5 protein-coding genes are annotated in these 5,442 nt (G+C 63.8%); all 5 read left to right on the top strand.

The window, feature by feature from the left end:
• On the top strand, positions 1 to 541 hold a 541-nt coding region (locus ACP5E6_RS15790), incomplete at its 5' end, for a hypothetical protein (protein ID WP_427955652.1).
• Between the two features lie 335 nt (positions 542 to 876).
• Positions 877 to 1,833, top strand: coding sequence for a glycine betaine ABC transporter substrate-binding protein (locus ACP5E6_RS15785; protein ID WP_427955650.1), 957 nt, complete (start codon positions 877 to 879; stop codon positions 1,831 to 1,833).
• A 76-nt stretch (positions 1,834 to 1,909) separates the two neighbouring features.
• Positions 1,910 to 2,770 (top strand): choline ABC transporter permease subunit, encoded by an 861-nt coding sequence (gene choW / locus ACP5E6_RS15780; RefSeq protein WP_427955648.1) that lies wholly within the window; start codon positions 1,910 to 1,912, stop codon positions 2,768 to 2,770.
• Between the two features lie 2 nt (positions 2,771 to 2,772).
• Positions 2,773 to 3,990 (top strand): choline ABC transporter ATP-binding protein, encoded by a 1,218-nt coding sequence (gene choV / locus ACP5E6_RS15775; RefSeq protein WP_427955646.1) that lies wholly within the window; start codon positions 2,773 to 2,775, stop codon positions 3,988 to 3,990.
• A gap of 17 nt (positions 3,991 to 4,007) precedes the next feature.
• Positions 4,008 to 5,442: betaine-aldehyde dehydrogenase (gene betB, locus ACP5E6_RS15770; RefSeq protein WP_427955643.1), on the top strand; the 1,435-nt coding region annotated here is incomplete at its 3' end.

Below are 5,442 nucleotides of genomic sequence, written 5' to 3'. Positions count from 1 at the left end.
TGCGGCGCAGGGCAGGGCGCGGCGCATGGCGGGGCCGTTGGTGGTGTTGATTTGGGTGCGGGTGGCGCGTTTGGCGGCGCGGTTCATGGCGAGTCTTGCGCGGGGTCCGGTGCCGGCGCGACCGTCGCGCGACCGGGCCGGGGCGCGCAGGGAACCCGCGCCGAGGCCGGGTTGTGATGTGGCATTACCGCGTGATTTCGGCTGGTTGCGTCGTTTGTTACCGGGCGATGCGTGTAGTTGTGCGGCGGCGGCGGTGGTGCAGGCTTTGGTGCGCGATGTAATTTCTGATCCGGAGGTGGTGGCGCAGATTGCGATCAATCCGGCGCTGGGCAGGGTGTTGCGGCCGTTCTGTCATTTGCTGGGTTTGAAGCTGCCGCCGGTGCTGCAACGCCCACGGCGCAAACGCGAAAAACCCGCCGCGCCCCGACCGCGCCGACCGCGCCCGGCCGTGGTATTCCCGCCGATCACCTCGTCTCCGCCGCCGCTTGGTCCGGGCAATCATTATTTCATCCCCGATCGCAAGATTTTCAAAAATCGCTGATCGGCGGGCAGCGCATTTGCACGCAAAAATCGTTACGCTATCGTAATAATATCGGCAGGATGGCGTAGGAAAACCGATCTTTCCCAGGGTCTGCCGGTGATCGGTATCTTGTGTGAGGGGTCCGGCGCCGTGCGGTTCAAAATCTCGCGCGGCGTTGCTTTCCTGACGCATTGAGAGGAAAGTCTGCCGGTGCAACGGCGATGTCGCTTGCATGCAAGACGCAACCGCCACCATCATGATGCTTACCGCACAACCGACCGCACCCAAGCTGCGGCGTTCCAGGGCAGAACATCAGCACGGATCGATCCGTCTCGTCTGTGCATCCAGGAGGTGACATGAAAAAATCGACAATTGCCGCGGCGCTCGCAGCATCCATCGCTTCGGCCGCCATTGGCATTCATCTGGCATCTGCTGCGGTGCCGGCCGCGTGTCGGACCATCAAGCTCGGCAACATCGGCTGGACCGACAATGAGGTGCAGGATGCCGTGTTCACCACCCTGGCCGAAGGCCTCGGCTATATGGTGAAGACCAACCTCTATTCCGAGGAGGTCATGTATGCCGGCATGAAAGACAAGAAGATCGATGTCTTTCTCGACGACTGGACTCCTTCGATGAATAAAATCTCCGGCCCCTACGAAAAGACCAAGGCGATCGACGTGATCGGTCCGGACCTCACCGGCGCCAAATACACCTTGGTGGTGCCTGATTATCTGTATAAACAGGGCCTGACCCGTTTTGCCGACATTCATAAATTCGCCAAACAGCTCGACAATACAATCTATGGTATCGAACCGGGCAATGATGGCAACGAACACATCCTGGCCATGATCAAGGCGAATAAATTCGGCCTCGGCAAATTCCATCTGGTGCAATCGAGCGAGGCCGGCATGCTGTCGGAGGTCGCACGCAAATACCCCAAAAAACAGGCGGTTCTGTTCCTTGGCTGGGAACCCGAGCCGATGAACGTGCAATTCCACATCCGCTATCTGTCCGGCGGCCACGCCTATTTCGGCCCGCACAAGGGCCAGGCCACCATCTACATCAACACCATGGCCGGCTACGCCACAAGATGCGCCAATACGGGCAAACTGCTCAAGCAGTTCAAATTATCGGTGAAGGACGAGAATGCCATGATGTACAAGGTCCAGGTCGATCACGCCAAAGCCTCCGCGGTCGCCGCCGCCTGGTTGAAGGCGCATCCGTCCTGGATCAGCACCACGCTGGACGGCGTCACCACCATTGACGGCAAGCCCGGCACCCAGGCGGTGATGGCGGCGCTGAAGGCCGGTTGAGCCGCGATCTCCCCGCCCCCGCCACCGGGGCGGGGGGCACCGACCGGCTCACCGTATTTCTGTCGTGGAGACGTCGATGACCCTGTTGCACCCTGCCGAGGTCTGGATCACCAGCCACACCATTCCAGTCAATGTCTGGTCGCGCGAGGCGATCGACTTCATCAAAAACAATTTCCAGGGGTTTTTCGACGCCCTGTCCACCGTGCTCGCCTTCCTGCTCGATTCCACGACCGCCATCCTGCACGCGATCCCCCCGCTGATCCTGATCACGATTTTCGCGCTGCTCACCTATGTTTTCAAAAAATCCTGGAAACTCGCCCTGTTCGTCTTCGTCTCGCTTCTGTTCATCCTCAACCAGGGCTATTGGGATCATACGCTGGAAACGATCTCCCTCATCGTCTATGCCACCGCCGCCTGCATGGCGATCGGCGTGCCGATCGGCATCGCCGCCGCCCATCGCCCCGCCCTGTACCGGGTGCTCCGCCCGGTGCTCGACATGATGCAGACCCTGCCGACCTTCGTGTATCTCATCCCCACCCTGGTTCTGTTCGGCCTCGGCAGCGTGCCGGGGCTGATCTCGGCGATCGTGTTCGTCGTCCCCACGCCGATCCGCCTCACCTATGTCGGCATCAGCAACGTCCCCCGCCCCCTGATCGAAGCCGGCCAGGCCTTCGGCGCGACTCCCGCCGAGCTGCTCTGGAAAGTCGAAATCCCCGCGGCATTACCCACAATCATGGCGGGCTTGACCCAGGTGATCATGCTGAGCCTCTCGATGGTGGTGATCGCCGCGCTGGTCGGCGCCGGCGGCTTGGGTGAACCGGTGGTCGAGGCGATGGAGACCGTGCAGATCGGCCGCGGCTTCACCTCCGGCCTCGCCATCGTGATCGTCGCGGTCATTCTCGACCGGGTCTTCCGCCCCGCGAAGGAAACCTCCTGACCATGAGCTTCGCGGCGAAACTCGACGCGGTGGACATCCTCTTCCCCGGCGCCGCCGATCGCGCGGCCCGCACCCGGATGCAGACCGCCCTCGCCGCACTCGACGCCGGCAAATCCCGCAACGACATCATCAGCGCGACCGGAATCGTGGTCGGCGCCGCCGATGTCACGCTCGAAATCGAACAAGGCGAGATCTTCGTTCTGATGGGCCTGTCCGGCTCCGGCAAGACCACGGTGCTGCGCGCCCTGAACGGGCTGAACACGATCAGCCGCGGCCGCATCACCATCCGCCACGGCGACGAGCTGGTCGATATGACCAACCCGCCCGCCGCGATTTTGCGCCGCCTGCGCAACCGGGCGGTCTCCATGGTGTTCCAGCAATTCGCGCTGCTGCCCTGGCGCACCGTGCGGCGCAATGTCGAGCTGGGGCTGGAGCTGCGCAAGATGCCGGCGGCGGAGATGAAGGTGCGCGTCGATGAATGGCTGGAGCGCGTCGGGCTGCTGCAATGGGCCGATAAACACGCGAGCGAATTGTCGGGCGGGATGCAGCAGCGGGTGGGGCTGGCGCGGGCGCTGGTGACCGATCCCGATATTCTGCTGATGGACGAGCCGTTTTCGGCGCTCGATCCGCTGATCCGCAACAAATTGCAGGACGAATTGCTGCAATTGCAGCGCAGCGTACGAAAGACGATCATTTTCGTCACCCATGATCTCGACGAGGCGCTGAAGATCGGCAACCGGATCGCGATCATGAAGGATGGGCGGGTCATTCAGGTCGGCAAACCGGAGGATATCGTGCTGCGGCCGGCGACCGATTATGTGGCGGAATTCGTCGCGCATATGAACCCGCTGACGGCGATCCGCGCGGCGTCGCTGATGCGGCCGCTGGATGAATTGACCCGGCAGGACGGGGTTCACCATTTCATCGATCGGGATCGCTACGAACTCACGCTGGATCAGGCCGGGGCGGTGCGCAGCCTCGGGTGCAACGGGGCGACGATGGGCGTTCATCACGCGGGTGACGCGGCACCGCCGGACAGCGTGTGCATCATCACCGCCGGGCATCTGCTCAAGGATGTGGTCGAAATCCGTCAGCAGACCGGGCGGCCGGTGCTGGTGCATGCCGAGGGGCGGATCATCGGGTGCTGCGGCACGGCCGAAATCCTCGGGGCGCTGACCCAGGCGGGGCGCGCCGGCTATCGCGACACCACCACCCCATAGACAAGGCTGCAATGGAGATGAAGGCGCGTTCCAGTTTCATCGGCGGACGGGAATGGTCCCGGCCCGGGCTTACGACATTTGAGGATCGCAACCCGGCGACCGGGGACGTTCTGGCGATCATCGAAAGCGCGGATGCCGCGACGGTGGATGCGGCGGTGCAGGCGGCACAGGCAGCGCAGGTCGAATGGGCGGCGATGCCGGCGGCGGCGCGGGGGCGGATTCTGCTGCGGGCGGCGGCACTGTTGCGGGACAATCTGGCCATGCTGGCGCGGCTGGAGACGCAGGATACCGGGCGGCCGATCAGCGAGACCCTCGCGGTGGATGTGATCTCCGGGGCGGAATGCCTGGAGTATTTCGGCGGGTTGGCCGGGACCATCGCCGGCGAAGCCATCGATCTCGGCCCAACGGCGTTCGGCTACACCAGGCGCGAGCCGATCGGGGTGGTCGCCGCGATCGGGGCGTGGAACTACCCGTTGCAGATCGCCTGCTGGAAAGCCGCGCCCGCGCTGGTCTGCGGCAATGCGGTGATCTTCAAACCCGCGCCGCAAACCCCGCTCACCGCGCTCGAACTCGCGCGCATCTTCCAACAGGCCGGCTTGCCGGACGGGCTGTTCAACGTGGTCAACGGGCTCGGCGACACCGGCCGATCGCTGGTCGAACATCCCGGTATCGGCAAGATCTCGCTCACCGGATCGGTCGCCACCGGCAAAGCCGTCGCTGCCCTCGCCGCCGCCAGCCTCAAGCGCGTCACGCTCGAACTCGGCGGCAAATCCCCCATCATCGTCTGCGACGACGCCGACATCGAAAGTGCGGTCAACGCCGCCATGCTCGGCAATTTCTACTCCGCCGGTGAAATCTGCTCCAACGGCACCCGCGTCTTCGTCCATCGCAGTATCCACGACCGGTTTCTCGACGCTCTCATCACGAAAACCCGCACCCTCACCATCGGCGATCCGCTCGACCCCGCCACCCAGATCGGCGCGCTGATCTCGCCGGAGCACATGGTAAAAGTGCTCGCCCACATCGAAGCCGGCAAAGCCGCCGGCGCCCGCCTCGTCGCCGGCGGCGCCCGCCGCACCACCGGCAGCCTCGCCCAGGGCAGCTTCGTCGAACCCACCATCTTTGCCGACTGCACCGACACCATGAGCATCGCCCAGGAGGAAATCTTCGGCCCGGTGATGGCGGTGTTCCTCTTCGATACCGATGCCGAAGCCATCACCCGCGCCAACGCAACCCCCTACGGCCTCTCCGCCGCCGTGTTCACCACCACCCTCGCCCGCGCCCACACCATGATCGCCCACCTCAAAGCCGGCACCTGCTGGATCAACCAATACAACATCACCCCGGTCGAACTGCCGTTCGGCGGCATGAAACAATCCGGCTACGGCCGCGAAAACAGCCGCACCGCACTCGACGCCTACACCGAGACCAAATCCGTCTACGTCGCACTCA

Origin of the sequence: Acidiphilium sp., assembly GCF_049977125.1 — a bacterium.
Taxonomy (GTDB): domain Bacteria; phylum Pseudomonadota; class Alphaproteobacteria; order Acetobacterales; family Acetobacteraceae; genus Acidiphilium.
Note: the sequence above shows the minus strand (reverse complement) of the source record. Positions and strands in the feature narration are given on the sequence as shown.

Bases quoted from the DNA above. Each gene is read 5' to 3' on its own strand.
- choV (WP_427955646.1), top strand. From the start codon at position 2,773: ATGAGCTTCGCGGCGAAACTCGACGCGGTGGACATCCTCTTCCCCGGC.
- ACP5E6_RS15785 (WP_427955650.1), top strand. From the start codon at position 877: ATGAAAAAATCGACAATTGCCGCGGCGCTCGCAGCATCCATCGCTTCG.
- choW (WP_427955648.1), top strand. From the start codon at position 1,910: ATGACCCTGTTGCACCCTGCCGAGGTCTGGATCACCAGCCACACCATT.